Origin of the sequence: Vreelandella populi (assembly GCF_003989825.1) — a bacterium.
In the GTDB taxonomy this organism is placed as follows: domain Bacteria; phylum Pseudomonadota; class Gammaproteobacteria; order Pseudomonadales; family Halomonadaceae; genus Vreelandella; species Vreelandella populi.
Window position 1 is genome coordinate 68,550 of sequence record NZ_RZHE01000011.1, and the last position, 25,996, is coordinate 94,545.

The 25,996-nt window shown below is 55.4% G+C and carries 26 protein-coding genes; 14 read left to right on the top strand and 12 right to left on the bottom strand.

Annotated elements, in window-relative coordinates; genetic code table 11:
- The first annotated feature begins 7 nt into the window (after positions 1 to 7).
- The 9 genes from hslU (at position 8) to tatC (ending at position 6,962) form a co-directional block, all read left to right on the top strand.
- Positions 8 to 1,330, top strand: a complete 1,323-nt coding sequence (gene hslU, locus ELY25_RS11860; protein WP_126951489.1) for an ATP-dependent protease ATPase subunit HslU — start codon at positions 8 to 10, stop codon at positions 1,328 to 1,330.
- Positions 1,331 to 1,435: 105 nt separating this feature from the next.
- On the top strand, positions 1,436 to 1,831 hold the full coding sequence (locus ELY25_RS11865; RefSeq protein WP_126951490.1) for a gamma-butyrobetaine hydroxylase family protein: 396 nt from the start codon (positions 1,436 to 1,438) through the stop codon (positions 1,829 to 1,831).
- Between the two features lie 121 nt (positions 1,832 to 1,952).
- Positions 1,953 to 2,708, top strand: a complete 756-nt coding sequence (ubiE, locus tag ELY25_RS11870) for a bifunctional demethylmenaquinone methyltransferase/2-methoxy-6-polyprenyl-1,4-benzoquinol methylase UbiE (RefSeq protein ID WP_126951491.1) — start codon at positions 1,953 to 1,955, stop codon at positions 2,706 to 2,708.
- 58 nt (positions 2,709 to 2,766) lie between these two features.
- Positions 2,767 to 3,426, top strand: coding sequence for a ubiquinone biosynthesis accessory factor UbiJ (locus ELY25_RS11875; protein WP_126951492.1), 660 nt, complete (start codon positions 2,767 to 2,769; stop codon positions 3,424 to 3,426).
- Complete coding sequence (ubiB, locus tag ELY25_RS11880; RefSeq protein WP_126951493.1) at positions 3,423 to 5,045, top strand: ubiquinone biosynthesis regulatory protein kinase UbiB; 1,623 nt, start codon at positions 3,423 to 3,425, stop codon at positions 5,043 to 5,045. Before ELY25_RS11875 ends, ubiB begins: the two co-directional genes overlap by 4 nt.
- 42 nt (positions 5,046 to 5,087) lie before the next feature.
- The gene (locus ELY25_RS11885; RefSeq protein ID WP_126951494.1) at positions 5,088 to 5,447 is read left to right on the top strand and encodes a phosphoribosyl-ATP diphosphatase; all 360 of its coding nucleotides are present in this window, start codon (positions 5,088 to 5,090) and stop codon (positions 5,445 to 5,447) included.
- A 34-nt stretch (positions 5,448 to 5,481) separates the two neighbouring features.
- Positions 5,482 to 5,745, top strand: a complete 264-nt coding sequence (gene tatA, locus ELY25_RS11890; RefSeq protein ID WP_126951495.1) for a Sec-independent protein translocase subunit TatA — start codon at positions 5,482 to 5,484, stop codon at positions 5,743 to 5,745.
- A gap of 3 nt (positions 5,746 to 5,748) precedes the next feature.
- Positions 5,749 to 6,183, top strand: a complete 435-nt coding sequence (tatB, locus tag ELY25_RS11895) for a Sec-independent protein translocase protein TatB (RefSeq protein WP_126951496.1) — start codon at positions 5,749 to 5,751, stop codon at positions 6,181 to 6,183.
- Complete coding sequence (tatC, locus tag ELY25_RS11900; RefSeq protein WP_126951497.1) at positions 6,180 to 6,962, top strand: twin-arginine translocase subunit TatC; 783 nt, start codon at positions 6,180 to 6,182, stop codon at positions 6,960 to 6,962. Before tatB ends, tatC begins: the two co-directional genes overlap by 4 nt.
- A 110-nt stretch (positions 6,963 to 7,072) precedes the next feature.
- Here the strand turns inward: tatC and elbB are convergent, their stop codons facing one another.
- The gene (gene elbB / locus ELY25_RS11905; RefSeq protein WP_126951498.1) at positions 7,073 to 7,750 is read right to left on the bottom strand and encodes an isoprenoid biosynthesis glyoxalase ElbB; all 678 of its coding nucleotides are present in this window, start codon (positions 7,748 to 7,750) and stop codon (positions 7,073 to 7,075) included.
- A gap of 166 nt (positions 7,751 to 7,916) precedes the next feature.
- On the opposite strand from elbB, the gene hemB reads away from it, so the two are divergent.
- From hemB to ELY25_RS11920, 3 genes are all read left to right on the top strand, one after another.
- On the top strand, positions 7,917 to 8,930 hold the full coding sequence (gene hemB / locus ELY25_RS11910) for a porphobilinogen synthase (protein WP_126951499.1): 1,014 nt from the start codon (positions 7,917 to 7,919) through the stop codon (positions 8,928 to 8,930).
- 119 nt (positions 8,931 to 9,049) lie between these two features.
- On the top strand, positions 9,050 to 11,242 hold the full coding sequence (ppk1, locus tag ELY25_RS11915; protein ID WP_126951500.1) for a polyphosphate kinase 1: 2,193 nt from the start codon (positions 9,050 to 9,052) through the stop codon (positions 11,240 to 11,242).
- Positions 11,243 to 11,553: 311 nt separating this feature from the next.
- Positions 11,554 to 12,492 (top strand): LysR family transcriptional regulator, encoded by a 939-nt coding sequence (locus ELY25_RS11920; RefSeq protein ID WP_126951501.1) that lies wholly within the window; start codon positions 11,554 to 11,556, stop codon positions 12,490 to 12,492.
- Here the strand turns inward: ELY25_RS11920 and ELY25_RS11925 are convergent.
- Both ELY25_RS11925 and ELY25_RS11930 read right to left on the bottom strand, forming a co-directional pair.
- Entirely contained in the window at positions 12,455 to 14,050 is a 1,596-nt protein-coding gene (locus tag ELY25_RS11925; RefSeq protein WP_126951502.1) for an ATP-binding protein, read from the bottom strand. The genes ELY25_RS11920 and ELY25_RS11925 overlap by 38 nt on opposite strands.
- 21 nt (positions 14,051 to 14,071) lie before the next feature.
- Positions 14,072 to 14,830, bottom strand: coding sequence for a winged helix-turn-helix domain-containing protein (locus ELY25_RS11930; protein WP_126951503.1), 759 nt, complete (start codon positions 14,828 to 14,830; stop codon positions 14,072 to 14,074).
- A 225-nt stretch (positions 14,831 to 15,055) separates the two neighbouring features.
- Between ELY25_RS11930 and ELY25_RS18105 the strand changes: the two genes are divergently transcribed.
- On the top strand, positions 15,056 to 15,190 hold the full coding sequence (locus tag ELY25_RS18105) for a hypothetical protein (RefSeq protein WP_260578994.1): 135 nt from the start codon (positions 15,056 to 15,058) through the stop codon (positions 15,188 to 15,190).
- Between the two features lie 76 nt (positions 15,191 to 15,266).
- Here the strand turns inward: ELY25_RS18105 and ELY25_RS11935 are convergent, their stop codons facing one another.
- From ELY25_RS11935 to ELY25_RS11950, 5 genes are all read right to left on the bottom strand, one after another.
- The gene (locus ELY25_RS11935) at positions 15,267 to 15,446 is read right to left on the bottom strand and encodes a PLDc N-terminal domain-containing protein (protein ID WP_126951504.1); all 180 of its coding nucleotides are present in this window, start codon (positions 15,444 to 15,446) and stop codon (positions 15,267 to 15,269) included.
- A 72-nt stretch (positions 15,447 to 15,518) separates the two neighbouring features.
- Positions 15,519 to 16,028: a retropepsin-like aspartic protease family protein gene (locus ELY25_RS11940; protein ID WP_126951505.1), complete on the bottom strand. Its 510-nt coding sequence runs from the start codon at positions 16,026 to 16,028 to the stop codon at positions 15,519 to 15,521.
- Between the two features lie 23 nt (positions 16,029 to 16,051).
- Positions 16,052 to 17,398: an MFS transporter gene (locus ELY25_RS11945; RefSeq protein ID WP_126951506.1), complete on the bottom strand. Its 1,347-nt coding sequence runs from the start codon at positions 17,396 to 17,398 to the stop codon at positions 16,052 to 16,054.
- A 136-nt stretch (positions 17,399 to 17,534) separates the two neighbouring features.
- Positions 17,535 to 17,699 (bottom strand): hypothetical protein, encoded by a 165-nt coding sequence (locus tag ELY25_RS17810; protein ID WP_185856299.1) that lies wholly within the window; start codon positions 17,697 to 17,699, stop codon positions 17,535 to 17,537.
- A 43-nt stretch (positions 17,700 to 17,742) separates the two neighbouring features.
- On the bottom strand, positions 17,743 to 19,368 hold the full coding sequence (locus ELY25_RS11950) for a BCCT family transporter (RefSeq protein ID WP_126951507.1): 1,626 nt from the start codon (positions 19,366 to 19,368) through the stop codon (positions 17,743 to 17,745).
- Positions 19,369 to 19,690: 322 nt separating this feature from the next.
- Between ELY25_RS11950 and ELY25_RS11955 the strand changes: the two genes are divergently transcribed.
- Positions 19,691 to 20,047: a hypothetical protein gene (locus ELY25_RS11955; RefSeq protein ID WP_126951508.1), complete on the top strand. Its 357-nt coding sequence runs from the start codon at positions 19,691 to 19,693 to the stop codon at positions 20,045 to 20,047.
- A 53-nt stretch (positions 20,048 to 20,100) separates the two neighbouring features.
- On the opposite strand, the gene ELY25_RS11960 is transcribed toward ELY25_RS11955, so the two are convergent.
- The 4 genes from ELY25_RS11960 to dacB all read right to left on the bottom strand — a co-directional run bounded on the left by ELY25_RS11960 (position 20,101) and on the right by dacB (position 25,884).
- Positions 20,101 to 20,994, bottom strand: coding sequence for an AEC family transporter (locus tag ELY25_RS11960; RefSeq protein ID WP_126951509.1), 894 nt, complete (start codon positions 20,992 to 20,994; stop codon positions 20,101 to 20,103).
- A gap of 80 nt (positions 20,995 to 21,074) precedes the next feature.
- Complete coding sequence (gene glnE, locus ELY25_RS11965) at positions 21,075 to 24,032, bottom strand: bifunctional [glutamate--ammonia ligase]-adenylyl-L-tyrosine phosphorylase/[glutamate--ammonia-ligase] adenylyltransferase (protein WP_126951510.1); 2,958 nt, start codon at positions 24,030 to 24,032, stop codon at positions 21,075 to 21,077.
- A 26-nt stretch (positions 24,033 to 24,058) separates the two neighbouring features.
- Positions 24,059 to 24,430 carry a diacylglycerol kinase gene (locus tag ELY25_RS11970; protein ID WP_126951511.1) on the bottom strand — a complete coding sequence of 124 codons (372 nt, stop codon included), beginning with the start codon at positions 24,428 to 24,430 and terminating at the stop codon, positions 24,059 to 24,061.
- Between the two features lie 29 nt (positions 24,431 to 24,459).
- Complete coding sequence (dacB, locus tag ELY25_RS11975; protein WP_126951564.1) at positions 24,460 to 25,884, bottom strand: D-alanyl-D-alanine carboxypeptidase/D-alanyl-D-alanine endopeptidase; 1,425 nt, start codon at positions 25,882 to 25,884, stop codon at positions 24,460 to 24,462.
- Positions 25,885 to 25,996 lie beyond the last annotated feature (112 nt).

Genomic DNA, 25,996 nt, shown 5'->3' on the forward strand with positions numbered 1-25,996 from the left:
TTGCCTTATGACTCAGATGACACCCCGCGAAATTGTTCATGCGCTTGATCAATATATCATCGGCCAGCAGGATGCCAAACGCGCCGTGGCCATTGCGCTACGTAACCGCTGGCGCCGCATGCAGCTTGATGACGACTTGCGCCCCGAAGTTACCCCAAAAAACATTTTGATGATTGGCCCCACGGGTGTGGGTAAAACTGAAATTGCCCGCCGTCTGGCCAAGCTTGCCCGCGCGCCGTTTATCAAGGTAGAGGCCACCAAATTCACTGAAGTGGGCTATGTAGGCCGCGACGTTGAGTCAATCATCCGCGACTTGATGGAAGCGGCCATCAAGATGGTGCGCGAACACGCCAAGGAAGAAGTCGGCCACCGCGCTGAAGATGCCGCCGAAGATCGCGTATTGGATGCTCTGCTGCCGCCACCCCGCGGTCAGGAAGACAAGCCCCGCGAAGATAACAGCACGCGCCAGTCGTTTCGCAAGAAGCTGCGCGAAGGCCAGCTGGACGATAAAGAGATCGATATCGAAGTATTGTCTCAGGGCCAGGGTGTCGACATCATGACCCCGCCGGGCATGGAAGAGATGACCAGCCAGCTGCAGAGCCTGTTCTCCAGCATGGGCCAGCAAAAGCGCGAGCAGCGCCGGGTAACGGTTAAAGAAGCCTTGGTGCTTCTGCGCGATGAAGAAGCGGGCAAGCTGGTCAATGAAGATGAGATCAAGGCACGCGCTGTTGAGTCCGTCGAGCAGCACGGCATCGTGTTCCTGGATGAGATCGACAAGGTCGCCAAGGGCAGCGGGCAGTCCAGCGGTGGCGAAGTCTCCCGCGAAGGCGTGCAGCGCGACCTGCTACCGCTGATCGAAGGGTCCACTGTCTCTACCAAGTACGGCATGGTGAAAACCGATCACATCCTGTTTATTGCTTCGGGTGCCTTCCACCTGTCGCGCCCGTCGGATCTAATCCCCGAGCTTCAGGGCCGCCTGCCGATTCGCGTTGAGCTCGATGCGCTCACCCCGAATGATTTCAAGCGCATCCTGACCGAGCCGTCGGCATCATTAACCAGGCAGTATCAGGCACTACTGGCAACCGAAGGATTGGATATTGAGTTTACCCCCGATGGTATCGAGCGTATTGCGGAGATCTCCTGGCAGGTAAACGAAGGCACCGAAAATATCGGCGCCCGCCGCCTCCACACCGTGATGGAGCGCCTGTTGGAAGAGGCCTCGTTCAAGGGGGGCGATATGGATAGCCCGCTGACCATCGATGCGGACTACGTGAACGCTCAGTTGGGCGAATTAGCCGTCGACGAAGATCTGTCGCGCTATATTCTGTAAATCCGCCCATCGGTATGGATGAAGACAGCTTGCCCTTGCGCATTCGCTACGGCTTAAATCGCGGGGCAAACTGCTTTTTACCGTCTATCGTCACGAGGTGATGTCATGAACGCTCCTACCCCCGCCCCCATTCCCCGCCGGGTTCACTACCACAAGCAGGCTCGTGAGCTGGAGCTTGGCTACTCAAACGGCGACAGCTATCGACTGCCGGTCGAGCTTTTACGGGTCTATTCCCCGTCTGCCGAGGTGCGCGGCCACGGTGGCGACAGCGCCGTGCTGCAGGTGGGCAAAAAGCTCGTCGGGCTTGAGAACATTACCCAGTCGGGCAACTATGCGTTAAAGCTTTCTTTTGATGATGGCCACAACAGCGGCCTTTACAGCTGGGAGTATCTGTTCGAGCTTGCCACTCACCAGCAGGCGTACTGGGATAACTACCTACAGCGTCTTGCCGACGCCGGTGCTTCACGGGAGCCCGCAAGCATTCATTTCAAGGCACTCTAATACAGCGCGCCTGCTCAGGCGCAGACAAATCGGGGCAGACAAGGCTACAATATCGTCAATCTTTTAACACGGCGACCACCTGGTCGATTGTTACCGCCTCGAACTCGGGAGCTAGAGCCCCATGCGCCCCACGGAAAAACGCACCACCGATTTTGGTTACCAAGAAGTCCCGGTCGATGAAAAAGCATCACGTGTGGCGGATGTCTTCCACTCTGTCGCCGCCCGTTACGACGTAATGAACGATTTGATGTCGATGGGTATTCACCGTATCTGGAAACGCTTCACCATCGAGCGTGCGGGCGTGCGCCCCGGCCAGCATGTACTGGATATTGCAGGGGGTACAGGCGATTTAACGCTTAAGTTTTCACGTTTAGTTGGCCCGCGAGGCAAAGTGGTTCTGGCCGATATCAACGCCTCGATGCTTAAGGTGGGCCGCGACAAGCTGATCGACAACGGCGTCGGCGGTAACGTGGAGTACGTTCAGGCCAACGCCGAATGCCTGCCGTTCCCGGACAACAGTTTTGACTGCATCACGATTGCCTTTGGCCTGCGTAACGTCACTGACAAAGACGCTGCGCTTCGCTCCATGGCACGAGTGCTGAAACCGGGTGGCCGCCTGCTGGTGCTGGAGTTCTCCAAACCCAACAACCCGCTACTCTCCAAAGCCTATGATGAGTACTCATTCCGCCTGCTGCCTAAAATGGGTGAGCTTGTTGCAGGCGATAGCGAAAGCTATCGGTACTTGGCTGAATCCATCCGTATGCACCCGGACCAGGAAACACTCAAGGCCATGATGGAAGCTGCGGGCCTTGAGCGGGTGGAGTACACCAATCTTACTGGCGGCATCGTCGCCTTGCACCGCGGCATCAAACTATGACGTTGCAGCCACTGATGATCTGGCAACGCCTCAAAGTGTCCCTTATCAAGAGGTTAGCATGCTGGTAACCCCGACCCTGCTATTGGCCGGTTGTGAACGCACGCTTAATGCCCTGCTGGCCCGTGACCCTGCGGCTCCTTCCCGCCTGGCAGCGTTGGCCGGTAGCCGTCTGCTGGTCCGCCTGGAAAAGCCTCATCTCCAGCTGGTGCTGCACTACCATCTGGCGGGGGTTGATCTGCTGCGCGGCGACGATGTAGAAGAGACTGACGTGGATGCGGTGGTAGAGCTTACTCCGGAAACGTTTTCCGAGTGGGTCAGCGGGGCATCCATTGAGAGGCTCATGTTTGACGGCAAACTTGCCGTTCGCGGCCAAATCCATCTACTGGAAGCCACGCGTGATTTGCTGTTTGATCTTGATATCGACTGGGAAGGCGAGCTTGCTCGCTGGCTGGGCGATATGCCGGCCCACTCGCTTGCCGAGGGGGTACGCCGCCTGACACGCTGGGGGCTGCGTGCCAAGGACGAGCTTCTTCAGGATGTCTCTGAATATGTGTTTGAAGAAGCCCGCCTGTTGCCAGGCCGCCAGCAGCGTGACTTGCTGCGCGACCACCTGACCGAGCTTGAAGTGGCTACCGACCGTCTGGAAGCGCGCCTTAATCGGCTGCACCGACGCTTAACCCTTGAAACATCGCCTGCCTCCCAGGAGTCGTCTTCATGAGCTTGCGCTTGTTCAAAATTCTTTGGGTGATTGCACGCCATCGGCTTGATACATTGATTCCCGTTGAGCGACTGCCCTTTTGGCTGCGCACGTTGATGTGGTTCTCACCGCTGCGGTTAATGGCCGTGGGCCGGCGTACACGCGGTGAACGACTACGTCTGGCACTGGAAGCACTCGGTCCCATTTTCATCAAATTTGGCCAGATGCTTTCCACACGGCGCGACCTTCTGCCCGAGGATATTGCGGATGAGCTTAGGCGCCTTCAGGATCAGGTGCCGCCCTTCCCTGGCGAGCTTGCCGTGGCCCGGGTTGAAAAAGAGCTTGAGATGTCGCTGACAGAGGCGTTTGCCGAATTTGAGCAGATGCCGCTCGCCTCGGCCTCCATTGCTCAGGTGCATGCTGCCAGGCTACACAGCGGCGAAGAGGTGGTGGTCAAAATCATTCGCCCGGGCATTGACCGCATCATGCGCCAGGACATGGCCCTGATGTATCAGGTCGCCAAGCTGCTTGCCAAGGTGCCCGAAGCGCGCAGGCTGCGCCCTGTGGAAGTTATCCGCGACTACGAATCAACGCTGTTCGATGAGCTCGACCTTTACAAGGAAGCGGCCAACACCTCCCAGCTCAAGCGTAATTTTAAAGACTCGCCGCTGTTGTTTGTGCCGACCATCTACTGGCCCTTTACGCGCCGTCATGTGATGGTTCAGGAGCGGATTCGCGGGATTCCCGTGGCGGATATCGATGCTTTGATGGCCAAGGGCGCCAACCTCAAGAAGCTGGCCGAGCGCGGCGTCGAGATATTCTTTACCCAGGTATTTCGCGACAACTTCTTTCACGCCGACATGCACCCTGGCAATATTTTCGTCAACTGCGACAATCCCGAAGACCCCCAGTACATCGCCATCGACTGCGGCATCGTGGGCAGCTTGACTCGCGAGGACCAGGACTATCTGGCGCGCAACCTGCTGGCCTTTTTCCATCAGGATTATTACGAAGTGGCCGCGCTGCATATCGAGTCAGGCTGGGTAGGCGAAAACACCCGTGCCAATGAGTTTGCCGCGGCCATTCGCACCGTTTGCGAGCCCATATTAGAAAAACCCTTAAAGGATATTTCCTTTGGCCAGGTGCTATTAGGGCTTTTTCAAACCGCACGCCGCTTCAATATGGAAGTACAGCCGCAGCTGGTGCTACTACAAAAGACCCTGCTCAATATTGAAGGCCTGGGCCGCCAGCTCTACCCGGAACTGGACCTGTGGAGTACCGCTAAACCGTATCTTGAGCAGTGGATGAAAGAGCGTGCGGGCGTCAGCGGCCTTTGGGAGTCGTTAAAGCGTCAGGCCCCCGAGCTTTCCCACCAGTTGCCGGAACTCCCCGTGCTTGCTCATCAGGCGCTTACCCGTATGGAAATCGAGCACCGCCAGCGCCACCAGCAGGTTGATGCCATTTACCATATGCAGCGCCATATGGCCCGCCAGGGAAAACGCCACTACCGTTTGCGCATAGGGTTTCTGCTGGTGGCCATCGCCTTGGCTTGGCAGCCGCTGAGCGGCTGGGCAAGTGCCCAGGAGTGGCCGGTGCTGGCCGCCGCGGGCCTTGGTCTGCTGCTGCTGCTGTGGCAATAGTCAATCAGGCAATAGCGATGCCTACTGTTTAAAAGGAGAGTCATGAACACGCCCCCCACACCTGAGCCTGCACCCGTGCTGGACACCCTGGCCGAGGTGCTCAGAGAGCGTCGAAACGCCTCTCCAGATAATTCTTATGTCGCTTCCTTGCATCACAAGGGTTTGAACAAGATACTCGAAAAAGTAGGCGAGGAAGCGACGGAAACGCTGCTGGCCGCCAAGGATGCCGAGCACGGCAGCGAAGAACAGCGTCAGGCGGTGATCGCAGAAACGGCTGACCTGTGGTTTCATAGTCTGGTCATGCTGTCTCACCTGGAGCTTGACCATCAGGATGTTTTAAATGAGCTGGCGCGACGCTTTGGCATTTCCGGCCATGACGAAAAAGCCGCTCGTACGCCATAATGGTCCGACGACCCGAATCAATGAGGAAATGCATATGTTAGGTGGCATCAGTATTTGGCAGTTGCTGATTGTATTAGGCATCATCATCCTGATCTTCGGCACCAAAAAATTGCGCAACGTGGGCAGCGACCTGGGTGGCGCTGTCAAGGGCTTCAAGAAAGCCGTCCATGAAGATGAAAAGGACGAGAAACCTGACGCCGACCAGCCTCACGCCAAGGTAGGCCATGAAGAGCCGGTCAATACCTACGACGTGCAGGCGGAAGAGAAACCTATGCCCCGCAGCGAAGAGCGCAAATAATCTATGCTGGATATCGGTTTTCTTGAACTGATGCTGATCGGCATCGTTGGGCTGTTGGTACTTGGCCCCGAGCGCCTCCCTCGGGCGGCGCGCACGACCGGCCTGTGGGTTGGCAAGATCAAGCGCACGATATCCGGCATGCAGCGCGAAATCAGCGCCCAGCTTGAAGCCGAAGAGCTGCGCCAGACGCTCAAGGACCAGCAGAAGTCCCTGAACAACAGCCTGAAGAAGGCCAAGCAGGAGGTGGAAAGCATTGCCGAACCCTCCTCGCCAGCAGCGTCTAAAGCCACTGCTCAGGTACCCAAGGAAACCGAGCGGCGCGTGGCTCAGGCAAGTGCGCAGCTTGATGACGCCCTGCAGGAAGTCAACGACACGCCGCCCGAGTCCGCCTCTTCAGAAACTCCGGCGACCTCTCACAAGGATAGCAATCACCCATGAGCACTCCTGGCGACTCTCGGGAGCCCCCGCAGGACCAGCAGCAGGCACCGCTGATCGAACACCTTATCGAGCTGCGCATGCGGCTGGTGCGGGCGGTCGCCGTGGTACTGGTGGTTTTTCTGGGCCTCTACGCTTTTGCCAATGATATCTACAGCTTTGTGGCCGAGCCGTTAATGGCCCTTCTGCCGCCCGGCTCACAGATGATTGCCACCGAAGTGGCCTCGCCTTTTCTAGCCCCCTTCAAGCTGACCTTGGTGGTCGCGGTCTTTATTGCGATTCCGTTCGTGCTTCACCAGGCATGGGCATTTATTGCTCCCGGACTTTATGACAATGAAAAAGCGCTGGCGGTGCCCATTCTGGTATCCAGCATCGCGCTCTTCTATGCAGGCGCTGCGTTTGCCTATTATGTGGTATTCCCACTGCTGTTTGCCTTTTTCACCCAGACAGGCCCTGAAAACGTCGCGGTGATGACTGATATCAACCAGTATTTAAACTTCGTGCTAAAGCTCTTCTTTGCTTTCGGCCTGGCGTTTGAAATACCTATCGCAACGTTTTTATTGATTCTGTCTGGGGCAACCAGCGTTGAAAGCCTTTCCAAAAAGCGGCCGTACATTTTTCTGGGTTGCTTTGTAGTGGGCATGCTGCTGACGCCACCGGATGTGGTATCACAAAGCCTGCTCGCCCTGCCCATGTATCTGCTTTATGAGGTAGGCCTGCTATTTGGCCGCCTAGTGCGCAAAAAGCGTGAGGAAAGAGAAGTAGAAGAGCAGGACCCTTAGTACTCCATTTGCCCTAGGCGTTCGCTCCAAGCTCTTTAAAGCGTTCACGATAAAAAGCCCTGTCAACCAAGATGACAGGGCTTTTGGGTTTAGCGTGCTGAGCGTTGGCGTTATTGATTTAACACTTTCTGATCCATCATCTCACCGATTCGATCCACCAGCTTGAAAATACCGGTGGCAGCTTCACTGATCCGGGTCGCCAGCATATAGGCGGGGGTTGTCACGACACGGTGTTCAAGGTCCACCACAATATCATCCACTGCGCAGCTGCGGTGCAGACCACCCATGGCGCTGATGGCTCCCGCAACGCTCGGGTCATGACCAACGGTGACTGCAATGCTGTCGCCTAAAAGGCGTGGCACTAGTACGGGAGAAATACACATCATGCCAATCGGCTTGGCGTTTTCCCAGAACGGCGTCAGAGTCTCTTTAAGAGCATCCAAAACCTGCATGCCGTCGCCTTCGCTGGCAAAGTCGGAAAGGTTTTTAGCCACGCCGAAACCGCCCGGTACGATCACCGCGTCAAATTCATCGGCTTTCAGCTCTTCAAGCGGCTGTATATCGCCGCGGGCAAGGCGCGCTGATTCCTGCAATACATTGCGGGACTCGCCTTCAACCGGCTCCTGAGTAAGGTGGTTAATTACATGATGCTGCTCTATGTCGGGCGCAAAGCAGCGGTAACCGATGCCCAACTGATCCAAACGCAGCAGCGTCAATGTGGTTTCATAGATTTCTGAACCATCAAAAACGCCACAGCCTGCCAATACGACTGCCACCTGTTTGGTCATGCCTTTCTCCTTGTCCCTGGGTTGCCTATTGTGATCAGGCAATCAACTGCTCACTTTAGTCAGTCTGGAAGAGAGCCACAAGACGGCTTTCGCCGTAAGCCATGCCTGATATACTCAAGCCAAGCCTTTGGGCACCCTCATTTTCGACCCACTTGGGAGAGAGACGTTGAGTACATTAAGCCCCCGCCAGTTTCCCGGCACGCGCATGCGCCGCATGCGCCGCGACGATTTTTCCCGCCGCCTAATGCAGGAGTCTACGTTAACGCCTTCTGACCTGATCCTGCCGGTGTTTGTGCTAGAAGGTGAAAACCAGCGCGAGGCGATCCCCTCAATGCCGGGCGTTGAGCGTTTGTCGATCGATCTGCTTATCGAGCAGGCAAGAGAAGCCCATGCACTTGGCATCCCCGCCCTGGCGCTGTTTCCCGTGGTGGGCAGCGAGCAGAAAAGCGAGTTTGCTGAAGAGGCTTACAACGCAAGCGGCCTGGTTCAGCGCAGCGTGCGAGCACTCAAGGAAGCGCTACCGGAGCTTGGTATCATTACCGATGTAGCACTCGACCCTTACACCGTTCACGGCCAGGACGGCATTCTGGATGAGCACGGCTACGTTCAAAACGATCGCACGGTCGAAACACTGCTGAAGCAGGCGCTTTCTCATGCCGAAGCGGGAGCTGATGTGCTCGCCCCATCAGACATGATGGATGGGCGTATTGGTGCGATTCGCCAGGTGCTAGAGCAGGAACTTTTACACAACGTGCGGATCATGGCCTATAGCGCCAAGTACGCGTCCAAATACTATGGCCCATTTCGCGATGCAGTCGGCTCGGCAGGCAACTTGGGCAAAGCAGATAAACGCACCTACCAGATGGACCCGGCTAATAGCGATGAAGCGCTGCACGAAGTCGCCATGGATATCACCGAAGGGGCCGATATGGTAATGGTCAAACCCGGCATGCCTTACCTGGATGTTGTTCAGCGTGTCAAAACCGAACTTAAAGTGCCTACCTTCGCCTATCAGGTCAGCGGTGAGTACGCCATGCATCGCGCCGCTTTTGATAACGGCTGGCTGGAAGCGGAGCCGGTCATTCTGGAATCGCTGATGTGCTTCAAACGAGCTGGGGCAGACGGCATTTTGACCTATTTTGCTCTTGAAGCCGCGCGCTTGCTGCAAAACCAGCGATAATTCATATGTCACTAAGATGACAAATAGGTGACGCTTATTTGTCATCTTTCTCCCCCATACTGCTTCAAGCGCTAGCGATCGCGCTATGCTAGTTAAAGCCATTACTGCGGGGAGCAATTATGGACGAGCACGTTTCAACATCCACGACGCTATCATTAAATGAATCACCTGGCGTCGAAGGTGATGGCCTGCCTTTGCGTATTAATCGTACGCTTAGCGGCGTACACGCCAGAGAGGCGCTGAGCGAAACCGACCTTGACGACCCGCAGCTTTATTTCAACCGCGAGCTTTCCCACCTTCAGTTCAATATTCGCGTGCTGGAACAGGCGTTAGACGATGCTCATCCGTTGCTTAACCGCCTGATGTTTTTATTGATTTTCTCATCCAATATGGATGAGTTCTTCGAAATCCGCGTGGCAGGTTTAAAACATCAGATGGCGCTGGGCGATGATACAACAGCCGCCGATGGCCGCCTGCCCAAGGCGGTGCTTGCTGAAATTTCAGAAATAGCCCATAAGCAGATCGCTCGGCAGTACCAGATTCTTAATGACACCCTGCTTCCCGCACTGGAGCATCAGGGGCTCCGCTTTCGCCGCCGCGACCAGTGGACCGATGAGCAGAAAGCCTGGGTGTATGAGCTGTTCAACAACGAAATTATGCCGGTCATCAGTCCGATCGGCCTTGACCCTTCACATCCCTTTCCCCGACTGGTTAACAAAAGCCTTAATTTTATTGTTGAGCTGGAAGGCAAGGATGCCTTTGGCCGAGCCGGGGGCATGGCGATTCTCCCCGCGCCGCGCTCGCTCCCCCGGCTGATGCCCCTGCCCAAAGAGCTGTGTGCCGAAGGGTTTTCTGAGTATGTTTTCCTGTCATCAATGATTCATGCCCATGCCGAGGAGCTGTTTCCTGGCATGCGTGTGCGTGGCTGCTATCAGTTCCGGCTGACCCGTAATGCGGACATGACCGTGGACCCTGAAGAGGTCTCGGACCTGGCCTCTGCGTTACGCGGCGAGCTCCTCGCTCGGCGCTACGGCCGTGGCGTGCGCCTGGAAGTCGCCGACAACTGCCCAGATGACCTGACCAACTTCTTGATGCGCCAGTTTGAGCTGGATGCAGAGGATCTATACCGCGTTCAGGGGCCGGTTAACTTAACCCGCATGATGTCAGTGTTAGGCGATGTTGACCGCCCTGAGTTGGTGTATCGCCCTTACACGCCGAGCCTTCCCAAGGCGCTGAAAAGCGGCAGTCTGTTTGATGCCATTGCTAAAAACGACGTACTTCTGCACCACCCATTCCAGTCGTTCTCACCCATCGAGGAGCTGCTGCGTGAAGCCGCCCGCGACCCCGATGTGCTGGCCATCAAGCAGACGCTTTACCGTACGGGGGCTGACTCGTCTATTGTCAGCGCCTTGGTAGAGGCGGCAAGTCAGGGTAAAGAAGTGACCGTGGTGATCGAGCTGCGCGCCCGTTTTGATGAAGCGGACAACCTGCAGCTTGCCTCACGTCTGCAGGAAGCCGGTGCTATCGTCATTTATGGCGTGATGGCGTACAAGACGCACGCCAAGATGTTGCATATCGTTCGGCGAGAGAAGGGGGAGCTGCGTCATTACGCCCACCTAGGCACGGGCAACTATCACGCCAAGACCGCCAAGCTGTATACCGATTACAGCCTTCTGACGGCCAATAAAGCGCTATGCGCCGATGTACACAAGGTGTTCCAGCAGCTTTCCGGAATGGGCCGGGCACGCAAGATTGATACGCTGTTGCATGCCCCCTTCACCCTGCATGAACGCTTGGTGGAAATGATTGATCGTGAGGCCCAACTGGCTCTTAAGGGCAAGCGCGGGCATATCATTATCAAGTGCAACTCATTGACTGAGCCCAAACTGATTAAAGCGCTTTACCGCGCCTCTCAAGCGGGCGTTGAGTGTGACCTGATCATTCGTGGCATGTGCTGCTTGAAGCCCAATCTGCCCGGCATTTCTGAAAATATCCGCGTGCGATCGATCATCGGCCGGTTTCTGGAGCATACCCGAGTCTTTCATTTCCATAACGACGGCAAGTCAGAGATCTGGTGCTCAAGTGCCGATTTCATGTCACGCAACATGTTCCACCGGGTCGAGACCTGCTTTCCGCTGCTGGATAAAAAACTCGCCACCCGGGTGCGCAAGGACCTGGAAACCTACCTGGTCGATAATTGCCAGAGCTGGCTGCTGCAAAGTGATGGCTGTTACCGCTTGCAAGACCCCAGTAACGGCGATGCTATCAGCGCTCAGGAAACCCTGCTTTACGCCTACGCGACCAAAAGCTAGCCGTGGCGTTAACGCCAAAGGCCGGCAACCACCGACCTTTGGCGTGCGTTTAGATATAGTCAGCCCCACAGCGATACGTTCATTCAAACCAGGTGAAATAGCCTGCCGACCAACTCTTTTCAGTACTTTTCTTTTCAGAAAACCTCAGCACTATTTTTAAATTCATATGAGTTATAGATACGTACATGGTTAAGCGTATGAACAACTATCACGATAAATTGTTTTTACATGAATAATTTCACATGCCTTGGTTAACCCGTTACCATTACCCGATCTAATTTTTATTATTAGTAAGGTGAATAAAACTCAACATGATTGAATTACGCCATCTACGCACGCTGCTTGCCCTGCGTGAGACGGGGTCGTTGGTGGAGGCGGCCGAACGCGTTCACCTTACCCAATCGGCGCTTTCTCATCAGTTAAAAGATCTGGAGAGCCGGGTTAACAGTGCGCTGTTTGTGCGTAAAACGCGTCCGGTTGAATTTACCCGCGCCGGTTTGCGGCTATTAACGCTGGCCGATCAAATACTGCCGGAGGTGCGCAAGGCTGAGCGCGATGTGGCGCGCCTGGCAGGCACCGAGCAGGGCCGCCTGCATATGGCCATTGAGTGCCATAGCTGCTTTCAGTGGCTGATGCCGACGGTAGATTACTTTCGTGACCACTGGCCTGAAGTAGAAATTGATATCCCCAGCGGCCACCACTTCGACCCATTGCCTGCACTGGCCCGCGAACAGCTTGATCTGGTGATTACCGCCGACCCCCAGCCGCTTGACGGCGTGCACTATGCGCCGCTGTTTCGCTATGAAGGGCTTCTGGCCGTGGCAAAACAGCACCCCTATGCTGGGCAAGGCTTCGTGGAGCCGCAGGCACTGGGAGACCAGACGCTGATCACCTACCCCGTTGAGCAGTCTCGCCTGGATATTTTCACCCAGTTCCTGGACCCGGCCAACGTACGCCCCCAAGAGATCCGTACGGCGGAGCTCACCATCATGATGATGCAGCTGGTTGCTAGCGGACGCGGCGTTTGTGCGCTGCCCAACTGGGCGCTGACGGAATACCTGGAGCGGGACTACGTCAGTGCCGTGAAACTGGGGGAAAGTGGTATCTGGAGCACGCTTTACGCCGCCGTTCGGGAAGAGACCCTGGAGGCCCCCTGGATGCAGGATTTTTTACGCACTGCCCAAGAGACCTCGTTTGCCGTGCTATCCGGGATTAAGCCAGCGGCTCACGACGAGGAATCAGCAGCGTGAAGCGGGCGCCGCCCAAGGTTGGGCTGGTATCCACCGTGACACTGCCCCCATGGCCTGCCATGATTTTCTGGACAATGGATAACCCCAGGCCATAGCCGCCCAGGCTACGCGCCCGACTATCATCCAGGCGAGTAAACGGCTTGAATATATCCACACGAGCTTCAAACGGAATGCCCGGACCATCGTCTTCAACGTCGATACGCACTAGGTGCTCCTCGCTCCAGAGCCGAATCGTGACGTGTTTTTTACCATAGCGGCAGGCGTTGCCCACCAGGTTCTGCAGCGCCCGCTGCAAGTAGCGTGGCTCGGCTAGAAGCTCGATTTCAGGGCCTTCAGCAAGTGACAGGGTAAGCTCCTTGTGCAACGGTGCCAGCGTATCAATCACCCGTTCGGCCATGGCTCGGCAGTCCACCAGCGCCATTTCAAGTTCGGCACCGTTAACCGTTTCACTGCCCAGGCGGGCATAGGTAAGAATTTCGTCCACCAGTTCGTCAAGCTCGGCAATATCGGCATCAATACCCTGTAACTGACGCCGAATAGCCGGCTGGTCGGTCATGTCCTCCACCATCTGAACGGCAAAACGGATCCGTGCCACGGGGGTGCGCAGCTCATGAGAAACGGCACGAATCATCTCCTGCTGGCCGCGTAACAGCGTTTGTACCTGACTTGCCATGCCGTTGAAGGCCATTCCCAGGCGGCCCAGAAAATCATCGCTCTCTACCTTGACGCGCGTTTCCAGCCTGCCGCTGGCGATCCGGGTGGCGGCCAGCTCCAGGCGTGCCATACGCGTTTCAAGACGGCGCATAATTAGATAGATGATTAAGCACAGTACTACCATGACCCCGATCAGCAGCGGCAGCTGCAAGTTCATGGGTAGCGTACTACTTTGAGTAACAGGCCCGGCCATGATCCAGGCCTCTTCATTGGGCACCTGGTAGAGCAAACTAATGGCCAGTTTCTCGGAGGCCAGCAGGGTAAGAACATTGCCTAGGGCCAGCTGACCTTGCTGTTGAGGTGTTAAATTATCCGGCGGGCTAGTCAACAGTAACAGCGGCCAGCTGCCGGAGCGCAACGTAGCCAGAGAGGCTTCACGCTCTTCACTTGGCAACGTTGCCAGCCACTCCCCTAGCAGTAATATACTGCCCTGCCACTGGCGCTCGCTCCAGATAGGCAGGGTTGCCTCCAGCAGCCACTGACTTTCCGGCAGCCGCTGACGAAGACGCCATGGATCTTCAGTCACGAGTACACTGCCACGCTCAATCCGCCGAGAGGCAAAGTAGCCAAGCTCAACCTCACCAATGCGCCGCAGGGTCAGCTGCATCCCCAGCCGCTCGGCAAAATGGCTGATCAGCTGTTCCCGCTCATTCTCGGCGGCGTCGGCCAGTTGACGCGTCATCAACGACATGGGTAGCGCCGCAAGCTGCTCGCGATGCTCCTCATTGCGCACCTGCTCAATAACCGAGCGGCCGCCTAACATGATCAGCAGTACGACGCACAATGCCAAACCTAACAATAAGTAGAACTTTAAAAACGAGCTGTGGCTAAGCGGCCGTTGCATGATACCTGCCCCTTACGTTCATTAGCTGTCTTTGACAAAAAGATAGCCCTTACTGCGAACGGTTTTGATCCGGTGAGGCTGGTTGGGGTCATCACCAACCTTGGGGCGGATGCGTGATACCCGCACATCAATTGAACGATCCTGACCGTCGTATTTGATACCGCGCAATTCGTTAAATATCTCTTCACGGGTGAGTACCCGGCCTGCGTTACGTGCTAATAACCATAGCAAGTCGAACTCGGCACTGGTTAGGTCGATACGCTCGTCCTCAAGCCACGCTTCACGGGTCGCATTGTCAATTTCCAGGTTATCAAACCGCAGCCGCATTTCCCCATTAGGCGCCGGGCCGTCAGCACGGCGCAGCAACGCCCGCATGCGGGCCAACAGTACGCGGGGCTGAACGGGCTTTGGCACATAATCATCTGCCCCCATCTCCAAACCAAGTATCTGGTCCAGGTCATCTGTGCGCGCGGTCATCATCATGATGGGGCCAGCAAAGTTGGGCCGCACTCTACGGCAGATCGACAGACCATCTTCACCTGGCAGCATCAAATCTAGAATAACTAGATCCGGCTGCAGAGTAAGAATGCGATCCGCTCCTTTTGCGCCATCAGCCTCAAGGGTAACTTGAAAACCATTGGCTTCCAGGTAGTCGCGCGTGAGCTCTGCAAGGCGCTGATCATCTTCAATAATCAGTATGTGGTCCTGATCAGGATAATCGGGCATTATCGTTTCTTGCGAGCCAAGCGCCTGAAACTGTTCTTCCAAGTGATTCACCATCTTACCCCTCACTCTGCTTAGGCAGTTTGTTATCCATCCGGCCACCTGTTATAAAAAAGCAGTTTATCACTTGTAACAGAATACCTTAAAATCTATAAATATCTGACTTTGTTGCTGCCTGCTTTTCCTTGCTTAATCACTCACTACCTTTCCTCTTGATTCTTGTACCGGCGAGGTCTAATGTGAAAGCGCAGACTGTCGACAATCTGACAGGAGGATTGAGCCATGGGAAATGGCAAGCCGAAAAGTATCATCAAGCGCATTTATGTTCCTACCCAAGTACGCGATCTGCCTAATGGGGAGAAACTCAAGATTCCGGGGCATTATAAAGCGCCACCGGATCAAAGAAATAATGCGTAACATTGAGTCCCAAGGGAAAAGGCAGGCGCAAGGCCTGCCTTTTTTGATTCAACCATCTGTGAAGGTAACGGGGCAGCTACCCCTTGGGCCCTAGCAGTAGCCAAGCAATCAAACCTACAAGCGGGAAAAACAGCAGCGCGAGTATCCACAACAATTTGGCAACACCGCCTGCCGAGCTTTTAGCTACCTTGACGATGGCCCAAACCAGAATGATGAGCCAGATAAGCCCTAGCAATCCACCTACTTCAATACCCATAGCAGTTCCTTAGCGTGTTGGTATCCATGAGCTTTAAGCTAAGCACATCACTGTTGTGTTCACAAGCGCAGGTTATGGATCGGGCAGGCTTAGCACCATCTCGCCGCTGCGTATTTCAATATTGAGCAGATGCAGGAAGCTCATTCCCAACAATACCGTGTTATCGTCCATGCCGGGGCTGATGGAGCCCTGCACGTTACTTGCCCGGATTCCGCCCAACACTACCTCATCAAGTTCGGTAAGACTGCCCTGCACTCGGCCATTGGCCGTGTTGAACCAGGCATTTCTTCCCCGCTCAAGACCCAGTTGACTAGCCAGCTGATCAGAGACGGCCACATAAGTGGCGCCGGTATCCAGCAAAAACGTGACCGGTTCACCGTTAATCTCGCCTGGCGCCTGATAGTGCCCTGAACGGTTACGCTTAAGTGTCACGGGGCCACCATCAGACGCTGTTTGCACAATATGAGCATTGGGGCTCAGGACTTTCTCCATCCCACCATCCAGCCACCACGTCCCCAGCCCAATGAGCAGTACCCAGAAGAGCATCATCATCACGATGCCGCCACGCTGCGCTGAATGCATTCTGTGCTCCTTGTTTTAATGTTTTAAGCGTTTTCCCAGGCAATCGCGGCCTCACGGCCGCGGCGCTCGTTAACGTTTGCACAAATAAGCATGGCAATCACAAACAGCCCTACACATAAAAGAATAGACGCCTGCAAGCCAATAATCGCCTGCAGCACGCCCAGCATTACGATACCCAGTACGCCCGCCAGTTTGTTGGCCAGCCCCCAGAAACCAAAAAACTCAGCGGATTTTTCAAGCGGTGAAAATAATCCTACCAGCGCTCGGCTTGCCGACTGGCTGGAACCCAGGCTAAGCCCCGCCAGGCAACCGACCACTAGAAAGACGTGCTGAGCCTGCCACTGCCAACCAAAACGCGTATTTGCCAGGGCCGCTATTTCCGGGGTTGCCCAGATGGCAATAATCGCCACTACCCACAGGCCAAGAGTGATCTGATAGGTACGCTTTGCCCCCAAGCGGTCCTGAAGCCAGCCAAATCCCAGCGCCCCGGCGGCAGCGGTGACCTGAACAATAATAAACATGATGTTGCGGACACTTTCATCCCAACCAATCACCTGGGCGCCGTAAATAAACGCGAACGCAATAATGATGTACACACCAGCCATGGAAAACAGCAGGGAGATCAGAAAGACCGTGAGATCTCTAAAATAACGCAGTTCGTGCATGGTCGACTGCACGCGCTGACGGGCAATACGCCAGTATGCCACGCCAGTGGGTTGTGGAGTGCCACGCTCTTTAAGCCATAAAAAGGTTGGAATAGCCGTAATCAGGAAAAAACCCGCTGCGAAAGGCCCCACCCAGCGTATACGCTCAAAGTTCTCCTCAGTAGCCTCCCCTAGCACCACAAGCGTAAAGCCCGCCGCAAACAGCCCGCCGATGTAACCAAGCGACCAGCCGAATCCGGAAATCTTGCCAAGTTTATCCGGCGGGCCAAGCTCAGGTAGAAAAGCGGCGATAAAGGATTCGCCCATGGAATAAGCATAGTTGGAGATAATAATTAATATTAGCCCCATGACGACGTAGCCGGGGGCGACAAAATAGAGCATTGCCGTAGTGCCAACCGTGGCTAGGTAACTTACCAACAAAAAGCGTTTTTTTTCGGCCCGGTAGTCCATCACAGCGCCGCACAGAGGTGCGGTTATCACCACCATCAGGTAGCTGATGGCCAAAGCCAAGCTCCATAAGAAATTGGCCAGACGAAACCCATCGCCACGATCACCCACAATCACAGTGGTAAACAGTTCACCAAAGACCACCGTAATAATCAGTAGGGTATAAGCCTGGTTGGCAAAGTCGAACATGGCCCAACCAAAGATTTCGCGGCGCGAAGCATAGGAAGGAGCGGCCTTTGCAACATCATTTAACAACATGCAAGTCTCTCTTGTAGGGGCAGCAAACAGGGACTACAAACCTGACCATAGCGATTAATAGTGATAATAAGAATACGGCTAAAGCAAACGCCCGGCCTGTAGCCGGGCGTTTTAACTAGCGTTACAACAGGTTGGCCTACAAGAGCCAATGTGCCAAGACAGCCGATAGACCCACTACTAACGCAGTGACGACGGCAACTGTCACCACCCGATCAAGCCAGCGGTCTAACCAACGGTCAAGTACAGCTCCCTTGGGCTGACGCCGTGTCGCACCGTGACGCCCCTGCCGAGCCATCAGCATCCCCGCTCCATGTGTCCGCTCCTGAAGGCCTGATTAATCCCATTTAGCTATTGATGCGCCGATTGATGACATTCGGCGCGCGGCGCAAGCGCTCCTCTTCGCCCATCTGTTCAGCCTCAAAAGCATCGGCCCCAACAGGCGTTTCGCCATGACGACGATAAAGCTGTGTCAGCATTGACTTGCGGTCAGCACGCAGCTCGCGTACCAGCACAATTACCATCATATACAGAATGAAGGTAAACGGTAGTGCCGAGAGCACCGCCGCGGACTGAAGTCCTGAAAGGCCGCCAGCAACAATCAGCGTCAAGCAGATGGCAGCAATCAGCACGCCCCAGATAATGCGTTTGTAGAGAGGCGGATTGATCGAGCCATTATCGGTCATCTGCGCCACGATATACGAGGCGGAATCAGCCGATGTCACCAAAAAGATAAAGATCAGCATCATGGCGACAACAGAGAGCACGCCAGAAAAAGGCATTAGTTCGAACATTTCAAACAGAGCAACCGTAATATTGTCCTGGGTGGCCGCCGCCAGGCCAACGTTATCACCGTTAAGCTCCATATTTAGCGCCGCACCGCCAAACACGCCGATCCACAGGCAAGCCAATAGCGGCGGCACCAGCAGTACACCAAACACATACTCTTTGATCGTACGTCCCCGCGAGACCCGTGCCACGAACGTACCCACAAAAGGTGACCAGGCAATGACCCAGGCCCAGTAGAAGATCGTCCAGCTGCTGGCCCATTCATTATCGCTATAGGGCGAAATCCGCAGACTCATGCCGATAAAGTTTTGCAGGTAGTCACCGATCCCCAGGGTAATGGTTTCGAGTATGGCAATCGTCGGCCCGGTTACCAGCACATAAAGCATCAGCCCGATACACAGCGCCATGTTCAGGTTGGAAAGACGCTTGATGCCCTTATCAAGCCCCGACCAGGTCGACAGCATATAAGCACAGAACATTACCAGCAGGATGATGAACTGCCAGAAGCCGTTTTCCGGCAGGCCAAATACGGCATTCAGGCCGCCGTTCATCTGCAGTACGCCAAGCCCCAGTGACGTTGCCACTCCCATGACGGTGGCCACCACGGCAAACACATCAAGCCAGGAAGCGTAAGGCCGCAGACGCGGCTTCTTGGCGGTTACCGATGAGAGCACCGAAGAGACAAGCCCCGCCTGGCCTTTACGAAACTGGAAGTAGGCGATGATGAGACCCACCACCGAGAACGCTGCCCACTGGTGAATACCCCAATTGAAATAGCTGTACTGAATGGCATAGCGCGCCGCTGCCTCGGTTTCGGCGGTCACGTCACCATAAGGAGGCTCGATATAGTGGGTCATAGGCTCGGCCATGCCATAAAACACCAGCCCCACGCCAAATCCTGCCGCCAGCAGCATGCTGATCCAGGAAAAGAAGCTGTAGTTGGGTGTGCTGTCCTGTGGCCCCAAGCGTACCTTTCCATATTTGCTGAACGCTAGGCCAAACAGGAATACAACAAACCCAAAAACTGAGAACAGATAAAACCAGCCAAACAGTCGTGTCACGGTTTCCAGTGCTGCCTCAGCAGCATTACCGAACCCTTCCGGAAAAGCGGCCCCTACCACCACTAAGCTAAAAATGATTACAGTCGATGCAATAAAAACCGACTTTCCTCCATGATTTGTCATATAACCACCCTGTTAGATAAGCAATCGACTAAAACTGCATATAGACGTGTATAACCCTAGCGCTTGATTAATGTTTATGTACAGTTTTCGTTATTTTGAAGGCAAATTGCGTCTTTTAAAGCGTTTATTTAACTTTAGCTATAGCGTTTGATATAAGCCCTTTTTACAAAACGGTTTCTCGGTAGCGGCACTGCTATTGAGTATGAAAGTTTAAGTAAAAGCTATTTTCCTACCGTTTACCTAAACATGATACGCGCCACCTTGGAGTGAACTTGCCCGGTTACCTGTGTTCCAATGGGGGCAAACGATGATGGAGGCTTTTATGCCACAGATGAATCGCGACCAACGTAATGCTGCCTGGCAGGCTGCTCACCAATGGCGTGCCCGTGCCACACAGACGCAACCCAGCGGACTGATGGGCAGCCTGAAGCTTTTGCTAACGTGGCTGGCGTTTGGTGCATTGATGGTGGTTGGCGTTGTGCTTGGCCTGGTATTTCTTTTAATCGGCTGGGCGATGATGCCTTTTGTGCGCCACAAGATGAAAAAGCGCATGGAACAGATGCGGGCCGATCAAGCTCAAGATATTGGCGGGGATTATGCCCATACCCAGCCGCGATCAGGTTATCAGGACGCGCTGGAAGGTAGTTATGAAGTCAAGCAGGAAACGCCCCACCGCTAACGGCTGATGATTTGAATTAGCTTGTTTTACCGATCCGATTCCTTGCGCCGCTTTCAAAGCGGTGCATACACCCACGCAAAGGTGGCCGCCAGTGTCAGCGGCATTACGATCAGGCTACCCAGGTTTCCAATCAATACCAGTGATGCCACCTTTTGAGGGGCCAGCTTGAACTGCTCGGCAACCAGGTAGTTAAGTACGGCAGGCGGCAGCGCGGAAAAGATCAGCAGCACCGCCAGTTGCAGCGGCTCTAGCGGCAGTAACCACATCAGCGGCAGGGCAATCAGCAACCCAGAAAGCGGGCAAAGTAGCGCGCCTAACAGCCCCGTGCGCCAATCGCTCAAGTCCACCTCAAGTAACCTGACGCCCAAGGCAAACAGCATCAGCGGAATACTTACGCCACCCAGCATATGCATGGCTTCAAGTAGCCAGCCAGGCAGCGCCGCCCCACTCATGTTGACTAAAAGCCCTGCCATACTCGCGGCCACAATAGGCATACGCAGGATATGCCACATGGAGGTACGCGGGTTTATCATGTAGAGCCCTACCGAGAAATGCAGCATCATTTCCACGATAAAGACCACCACGGCAGCAGGCAGTGCGGCTTCGCCAAACGCCAATACCAGTAGGGGTACGCCCATATTGCCCGTATTGTTAAACATCATGGGCGGCAGGAACGTTTTTATGTCCAGCTTTAACCAGGCCACCAGCGGCCATAACACAAGCCCTGACCCCAACACCACGGCGGCGGCGCCAAACGCAAGCCACGCGTAGTCGGCAAGCGGCGCCTGCCGGTCAGCCAGCACGGCAAACACCAGCAAGGGAACGAAAAGCTCCATATTCAGCGTGTTGAGGCTTTTAATATTGGGCGTACGAAAACGCCCGTAGAGAGCACCGCTACCCGCAATCAGGAAAACCGGCAGCAGCGTGGCCAGAATATGCGCGATCATTGACCCCGCCCAGATTCACGTTGATACATTTTTCATCCTCTTATTGTTGTGTTCGTCCCTGTAGCAATGGATTAGCGCGTTTAAGCAGGTTCTAGAAAGCGCTGCCAAAGAGCCCCCACCGCCCCACGATGCGCTTTGAAATCCTCGGCCTTGCCAACGGCTTTTACACCGGTTAGAGCCGCGCGATGGGTGCGGCTTCGATAAGCCAGATAGGCCTCTTTTAACTGCTCGGCTTCACCTGAAGGTAAGTGCCCACTTTCGGCCAAGGTATCTAAAATACGCATGTTGTCGCTGTAAACCAGCAGCTCAGGCGTTTGGTGAGCAAGCGCTAACACCGCGTATTGACATAGAAACTCGATATCGACCATGCCGCCGGCATCATGCTTCAGATTAAAATCTTTGCCGGGCTCCTTGCTGCCCAGATGGTCGCGCATCTTGTGGCGCATCTTTACGACATCTTCGCGCAAGGTGTGGGTATCGCGCTTGCGACTGAGGATGTCGCCGCGAATCTGATCAAACCGTTTGGCCAGTGCTTCGCTTCCGGCCACCACCCTGGCGCGCACCAGCGCCTGATGCTCCCAGGTCCAGGCGCTTTGCTGCTGATAGTCGGCGAAGGCATCAAGTGAGGTTACCAACAGCCCTGCATTGCCCGAGGGGCGCAGGCGCATGTCGACCTCAAACAGGCTGCCCGCAGGAGTGACGGCGGTTAATAGGTGAATAATCCGCTGACCCAGGCGGGTAAAAAATAGCGGCGTATCAATCGGGCGTGGGCCGTCGGTAGTACCTTTCCCATCGCTATCGTGAAGAAACACTAGATCCAGGTCAGAACCATAGCCAAGCTCAATGCCCCCTAGCTTGCCATAGCCGATGACCAGAAAGGCCGGCTCGTGTTCATTCAGGCCTTGGGGAACACCGTGCTTACGGGTTGCGTGCTTCCAGGCCATGGCGAGCACGGCATCCAGTATTACTTCGGCGATGTAAGTTAAGTAATCACTTACTTTCATTAAATGACGCGTACCGGCCACATCTGAAGCGGCAACGTGGAGCATTTGCGCGTGTTTGAAAACGCGTAGCGCCTCTAGCTGAGCTTCTTCATCATCTTCTGGCAAACGGTTAAGCGTCTGGCGCAGCTCGTCGGCCAGGCGTGCCTTGTCGGCGGGGGTATACAACGTTTCCGGCGTTAGCAGTTCATCCAGCAAAATGGGGTAACGTGCCAGTTGCTCGGCAATCCAGGGGCTGGCGACACATAGCCGCATCAAGTGCTCTAGCGCCTGAGGGTTTTCGCGCAGCAGCGCAAGGTAAGCTGTACGCCGCAACACAGCCTCGATAAGTGGCTGCACGCGGGCAAGTGCGGTATCCGGTTTCTCATTTTCGGCTACTGCAGCCAGCAATAAGGGCATCAACGCGTCGAGTCGCTCAAAACCGATTCGCTGCATGCCTTGCACTTGTCGCGATTGATACAGGCTTTGCAGACGCTTTAGTATTTTATCGGGTTCGGCAAATCCCGCATCGCGTAAGTAAGCAATTGCTTCGTCCTGCTCAAGCTCGTTGCGCCAGATTAATCGCCACTGAGCGGGTGCAAGGCGGTTTTCGTTATTAGCTTCCTCGGCATCCTCCTCGGGGTCAGCAATCACCGCATCGAAATGGCAGCGCACGCGCTCGCGCACCTTATCAAGCTGCTCCAGTAGCGCAGCCCAATCTTTATACCCCATGGCAAAGGCAACGCGCGCCTGATCGATCTCATCAACGGGCAGCATTTGCGTCTGACGATCTTCAAGCGCCTGAATGACGTGTTCGATATCACGCAAAAAGGCGTAATCAGGCAATAGTTCGTCGACCACCGCCTGGGGTAGCAGCCCCAGGTCGGGCAGACGTTTCAGGGCCGTTTGCAACGACGTGACCTGCAGTTCGGTATCGCGGCCGCCACGAATCAGCTGAAAGGCCTGAACCACGAACTCCACTTCACGAATACCGCCAGAGCCCAACTTGATATTGCTCTGCATACCCTTGCGCTTCACTTCGCGATTGATCATGGCCTTCAATTCACGCAGCGACTCAATCGCGCCAAAATCCAGATAGCGGCGATACACAAAGGGCTTGAGGCTGGACAGAAGTTCTCGACCTGCCTCGATATCCCCGGCAACCGGGCGTGCCTTGAGCATGGCGTAGCGCTCCCACTCGCGCCCCTGGTCCTGGTAGTAACTTGAGAGCATTGAGAAGCTGCCCACCAACGGGCCACCGTCACCCAGTGGGCGCAGGCGCATATCCACCCGAAACACAAAGCCATCGGCACTCATTGCATCAAGTGCGGCAATCAGCTTCTGGCCAAGCTTGGTGAAGTACTCCTGATGCTCTAGTGGTTTGCGCCCACCCTGTGTTTCTCCCTTTTCCGAGAAGGCAAAAATAAGATCGATATCGGAGGAAAGATTAAGCTCGCCCGCCCCAAGCTTGCCCATGCCAAGCACGACCAACCGCTGCGGCGAGCCGTCGACACGCGCGGCAGGCACCCCCCAACGCGTGGCGTAGAACTGCTCAAGCCACCCAAGCGCGGCCTCAAGACATAGCTCAGCGAGCTGAGAAACCGCCTGCGCGGTATGCCACATGGTATAGCCTGGCGGGCGGTTTAAATCGCGCCAAACAATGCCCAGCATTCGCGCCCGCCGAAAACGGCGCAGTACGCGATGCATGGCCGTCTCATCTTCTGCATCTTCCAGTGCGGCATGTAGCCACTGCTGAAGCTCGCGGCGGTTGGGCGTGGCATCCAGCTCGCCGGTGACCTCAAGCTCAGCAAGCCACTGGGGGTAGCGCGCCAGCGTGTCCACGGCAAAGATAGAGACCGCCAGAACCTTGGTCAGCGCCTCGCGGCGCGATTCCGTTAGCGCCTCCCATTGCCGGGAGGGCAACGGCTGCTTGGTCATTGAGGCAACATTGTCAGCCTGGCTAAGCGCATCGTTTAGCCGCTGGCCTGCCTTTTGCACTACATCTTTCAGCACCTCAGGCACGGTCTGTAAGGATAAAAAACCATCGTCTAGTTGCATAACCACCTCATTGCCAAGCGAAAACGCTAGCCGAAGAATTTTTCCCAGCCCAGAAGCCCCCAAGTAAGCCCGGCCATAATCAACGACAGCATGACCGCCGCCGAGCCGATATCCTTGGCGCGGCCGGAAAGCACGTGATGCTCGGTGCCAATGCGGTCAACGACATTCTCAATCGCGCTATTTAAAAGTTCGACGATCAGAACGAAAAACAGGCTGCCCACCAGCATCAGCCAACTGATCGAATCGTTACTGAGCCACCAGGCAAATGGCAGCAACACGGCAGCAATACCCACTTCCTGACGAAAGGCCGTCTCATTTCGAAACGCGGCCTTTAACCCCTTCCAGGAATAACGCGTTGAGTGCATCAAATGGAGTAAACCGGTATGCCCTGGTTTCATGCAGCTTGCCTCATCTAGGCGTAAGTGAATCAGTTAGCCAGAATCATCGCGTCCAGATCGAGCGACAATGGGTCCAGCACCTCAGACCAGCTTAAATAAGGTGTGTTACCACTTCCGTTCACAAACACACTAAATACACCCCACTGCCCGCTGACAGTACGAAAGTAGCCGGCCGCTGCGCGTACCGCAAAAGGCTGGTTCAGCGTGCCGGTCTTTAGCATGACATTGTTTTGAAACGTGGGAGAGCCACGCCGTATAAAGCGCATCACACCATTGGCGGGCGACTGAAACGCAGCCACAAAACTTGGAAACAATGCGCTCTGGCGGTACATATCTTCGAGCATGACGTTGGCACCGTGGGCCGAGGTACGGTTTTCCGTGGTCAAGCCACTGCCACTATACAGGGTAATCGGCCCGTGCCCTGGCAGCTGCTGGGCGTAGGTTTCGATAGCCGAGCCTGCCTGACGCAGCTGAGCTTGCGGTGTTTGCACCAGATTCAGTGCCAGCACATCGGCCATATAGTTGTTGGAGTAGTTCATGGTGCGCAGAAGTAACTCTTGCAGCGGCTGGCTATCTACCGCTGCCAGGCGCCGCGCACTACTGGGTGGCTGCGTTGACGTCAAACGCCAGGGATCACGCACATGAATACCAGCCTGATTCAACATGGCCAGCAGCACCTGGGCGGTCTCTTCGGCGGCATCGCCCGCGCCACGGTAGACATCCTGGGCCATGGCATTGGTTGAAACCTGACCGCTTACACGCATCACATCGCCACGCTCATCGGTAATTCGTTCAGCGCTGATCTCGGTGCCGCTATTAGCGGGACGGGTAATCACTTGGTTATCAATGGTGATAAGTGGCAGTTGGCTATCACAGAGCGCAGTGCGGGCAGGCTCTCCTGGAACGGCTGAAGGCGCCACATTAACGCACCAACTGCCGAAGTTGACTCCCGCCGAGGTCAGCGGCGCGCTGTAGGCATTGGTGACGCGAGTGCGGGCACTGCAGCGATCGTTGGTAATACATTCGACGGGCCCAAAACGCCACTGACTGATCACCAGGGCACCATCAACTTCATTGACGCCCGCCATTTGCAGACGTTGAACCAAACGCCACAGATTCTCCGTGGTAAGGCCCGGGTCGCCACCGCCCTCGAACACCAGATCGCCGCGCAGCACACCGTTATCAATGGCACCGTTGCTGACGAGCTGGCTGGTAAAGCGATGCTGGGGGCCAAAGCGATTCAATAACGCGGCCGCCATATAGGCTTTGGTCACCGAGGCGGGAGCCATCTGGCGTTCGGGGTTAAGGCTGCCCAGTAGGGCAGGCGTATCGGTATTCAACAGACGTGCTTCGGCACTGATCGAAAACCCCTTTTCCTGCAGTTGGCTCAAGCGGCTGAAGTCGGCCAGCAGCAAGGGGCTTGCCATCAGCGACACCGCCGCCGCCCCTGCCATCACTACACAGCGCCATGGGCGCACCGCTGACTTAAAGAAGTACGTCACTGTTATCGGCCTCAATACACATTCATGGTGGAAAATATCTGCAGAACACTCATGTCTGCCATCA